Origin of the sequence: Frateuria sp. Soil773, assembly GCF_001428405.1 — a bacterium.
In the GTDB taxonomy this organism is placed as follows: domain Bacteria; phylum Pseudomonadota; class Gammaproteobacteria; order Xanthomonadales; family Rhodanobacteraceae; genus LMSL01.
The window spans coordinates 259-3,728 of the sequence record NZ_LMSL01000009.1; the positions used below are offsets into that span (position 1 = coordinate 259).

General features: G+C 58.2%; 2 protein-coding genes. Both read left to right on the forward strand.

Features of this window, described 5'->3' with window-relative positions:
• Positions 1-2,395, forward strand: a 2,395-nt coding sequence (locus ASG87_RS05055) for an RHS repeat-associated core domain-containing protein (protein ID WP_082582755.1), incomplete at its 5' end; no start/stop codon positions are given.
• 12 nt (positions 2,396-2,407) lie between these two features.
• Complete coding sequence (locus ASG87_RS19855; protein ID WP_157510883.1) at positions 2,408-2,803, forward strand: hypothetical protein; 396 nt, start codon at positions 2,408-2,410, stop codon at positions 2,801-2,803.
• The last annotated feature ends 667 nt before the right edge of the window (positions 2,804-3,470 follow it).

Sequence of the window (3,470 nt, forward strand, 5' to 3'; positions counted from 1 at the left end):
GATCTCGGCCTCGCCCAATCCCTGCGATATTCCAGTGGGCGCCACCGTGTGCACCGAACTCGTCACCTGGACGTCCAGCAGTGCCACGTCCGAGGTCTGGATTGCCAACCTGGATGGCAGCTCGCCAGGGTTGTTCGCCAGCGGTCAATCCGGCTCGAAAAGCGCGCCCTGGATCTCGGCGGACAGTCACCGCTTCTTCCTCAAGAGCGATGGCATCACGATCGCCACGGTCGATGTGCGCGGCACGCCGCCACCGGTGGTTTCTACCAAGACCACCCTCGTGTACGACGAACTGGGCCGGGTGTTAGAGCGACGCGATGCCAATGGCAATCTCAAGGCCAGCTACACCTACGACGTCAACAACAACGTCCTGACGACGATCGACGGTCTTGGCCACACGACCACCCTGATCTACGACGCGTTCGGCCGGGTCATCCGATCGACCGATCCGGCGGGGAACGCCACCCAGTACGCCTACGATGGCGTCGGCCACCTGACAAAAGTGATCGACCCGCGCGGCAACGCTACCACCTACACGGCGGACGGCTTCGGCCAGGTCTGGACCCAGGTGAGCCCGGACACCGGCACGACCACCTACAATTACAACACCGGTGGTCTGCTCACCAGCCAGACGCGTAACGATGGCAGTACATTGAGCTACAGTTACGACGCGCTGGGGCGTCCCACGTCTGCGGGCAACGGCCAGGAGAGCCGCACCTACAGCTATGACACGTGCACCAACGGCAAGGGCCGGCTGTGCCGTATGGCTGGAAGTGACAGCGTGACCACGCACAGTTGGTCGACTTTCGCCTACACGTCGGAAGGCTGGCTGGCGACGCGCCAGGATGCGATGCAGAACACGGTGAACACCACGGGCTACACCTACGACAGCCTGGGTCGTCCGACGGGTATCAGCTATCCCAGTGGCGTCGCCGTTGGGTATGCCTATGACCACGGCAAGCTGGTGGCGGTGACGTCCACCGTGGGTGGTACCACTACCAATATCGCCACCGGCTTCCACTACCAGCCTTTCGGGCCCGCCACGGAATGGACGTACGGCAACGGCCTGAAGCACAGTGCCAGCTTCGACCAGGATGGCCGACTCACCCACCTCGGCGCCAGCAATGGGGCCACGGTCCGGCAGAACCTGAGCTATGACTACAACTTCGGCGACGAGATCACCGCAATTACCAACGGCGTCGATGCCACGCAGAATCGCACGTATGCCTACGATGCGGCCGGTCGGCTATCGAAGGACACCCGCAACGGCCTGACCTGGACCTTGGATGCCAACGGCAACCGCAGCCGCTATACCGCCAGCGGCGTGCAGGCGGACTACGTGATCGAGCCGGCGAGCAACCGGGTGTCGAGCTACACCACGCTGGCCGGCGCTCGCACGGACTACCAGTACGACGCACGCGGCAACCGCACGGTCGCACAGGACCAGCCGGGCATCACGCAGACCTATGCCTATGATGCGTTCAACCGGCTCATTCGAGTCTACGCAGGCACTACGACTACCTCGTTGCTGTACAACGCGCAGGACCAGCGCGTAGGCAAGATCGCTGGTGGCAGCCAGACCCGCTACATCTACGTGGGCGATCAACTGGCAACGGAATATGGACCGGCCGGCTGGAAGAGTTACATCTGGGCGGGAGCGGAACTGCTTGGCGTGGTGCGAGATAACGGCGCCATCAACTTCGTGCACAACGACCACCTTGGTCGCTCGGAAGTGGTGACCGGTGCTTCGCAGGAAGTGGTGTGGCGCGCCAACAATGATCCCTATGGTCGTTCGGTGGCGCTGGATCAAATCGGCGGGTTGAACCTGGGTTTCCCAGGCCAGTACCAAGATGTGGAGACGGGGTTATGGATCAACGGCTTCCGGACATACGACGAAAGTATCGGGCGATATCTGGAGTCCGATCCGGTTGGATTGAAAGGTGGAGTTAACGGTTACGCTTACGTTGGGGGTAATCCGATTCTGCGTGACGACCCATCAGGACTTTGGCAGGTTACGATAAGCGTTGATCTGGGAATCGGGGGGCTTCTGACCTTTGGCTACAACTCTGGCCAATTCAACGTCGGTGGTTACGTAGGAGCAGGCGCGGGCGCGTCCGTCTCAGTAAACCTTGATGACTCGGGGTGTCATGAGGTCGGCGCCTGGAGAGGCACAAGGGGAGATGGTCATCTTGGCACAGGCGCCTTGAGCGCCGATGTATCGGCAACAGTAGGGCCCGGAGTCAATGATGCGGAAATTTCTGTGGGCACGCCCGTTAAGCCTTTGAGCGTCGGCGTATCGGTCAGCAATGGACAATTCAGTCAGCGCCCCATAACAGCCAACGTGACTGTCGGTGCGAGTGCATTCCTCGGTTATGGCGGACAAGCATATTTCTAAGTCGGGAAAAGTATGAATCGCAAGGGCCTGTGGATCATCGCACGAACGCTGTTAGTAGGGATCAATGTTGCTATATTCCCTTTGCTTCTCAATAAAAGAACAAATTTCACTATCGTTGCCGGGCTAATCTGTGGGGTGATACTTCTACCGGTAATTCGATTCTGGCTAAGAAAAAATCCGAGCCAAGAGCAGCGGTTCATGGCATTTGATACGCCTTTTTGGCCCATGACCCGATTCCCGCGTGCATATTGGTTCACAATGGGAAGCTCAGTCGCCTTTAGTGCGGTTGTTTCCTTAGTGACGCATGCCGATGAGATGGTGGCCATCCAGCTTTTCGGCGGATTAACCATCGTCGGTTTATCAATCGTTGCATCCGTGTTGAGTTTAGGTGGCAGATCACCTAAGTAAGTTTCGGTTGGTAGATGGATTATGACTTGTACTCGGCAGGCGTGGCCTCAAGAGTCAACTGGCGGAAACCAAGGGAAACTGGAAATTGTCCCTGGGCGCTGGGCTAGTGTCATACGTTGGCACAAGATTGGGCTTCAACGGGCCAGGGTTAAAGGTGACGGGGCGCACTGCAGGCTATGTTTTCGTAGGTACTGTCGCCAATCGTGGGCTAGGGCCGGGGAAGTACGTGGCAGGTCCGGTGTTTGGGGTTGCTGCGGGCCTTTCCGACTACGCAACGGAGCAAGCACTACTGACTGCGAGTACTCCCTGTGACTGCAAATAGACAATTTGATCAGAGGTTCTGGAAGGCACTTGCGATTACGATGGTTGAGGTACTCAGCCTGCTCGCTGTCGTGCTAATCGCGGTGCGGCTTTTGCTAGGGCCTGGGCCGGTAACGCAGTTTCTATTCCAGACCATACCTGTACTTTTCACTGGCATAGGAATCAAGAGGGGCATGGACCGGACGCGGTAGCCATGTCCTAGGTCTGCTGCTTTACAAGCAAGGCATACAGCTCAAAATTTTTTCACTATTGTGAACGCTAAAGCGTCGCGCACAGGAGCTGAATCGTAGCCTTCCCCTCACGCGACGTCATTTGAAAGGAGAACATCTGGCAGTCTTGGCTGACG

Excerpts from the sequence above, each read along its gene's own strand:
- ASG87_RS19855 (WP_157510883.1), top strand. The coding sequence starts at position 2,408 with ATGAATCGCAAGGGCCTGTGGATCATCGCACGAACGCTGTTAGTAGGG.